Here is a 253-nt window from a genome sequence, read left to right as displayed (position 1 = left end):
CGACATCGCCAACCTCACCGAGACCAATGCCGCCGCCGACATCTCCACCGCCGGCACCCTGACCATCAGCGACGTCGACAGCGCCGCAACCTTCGTCGCACAAACCAACACCGTCGGCAGCTATGGCCAATTCTCCATCGGCACCGACGGAGCCTGGACCTACGTCGCCAACTCCGCCCACAACGAGTTCGCCGCCGGCACCACCTACACCGACACCTTCACGGTGAGCAGTGCCGATGGCACCGTTACTTCA

1 protein-coding gene is annotated in these 253 nt (G+C 64.0%); it reads left to right on the top strand.

Annotated features, from left to right (window positions below; genetic code table 11):
* The coding region (locus tag AC30D7_RS28825) for a VCBS domain-containing protein (protein WP_490136341.1) at positions 1-253 on the top strand (253 nt) is incomplete at both ends.

The sequence above is a fragment of the Pseudomonas sp. DF5 genome (genome assembly GCF_058148225.1).
Note: the sequence above shows the minus strand (reverse complement) of the source record. Positions and strands in the feature narration are given on the sequence as shown.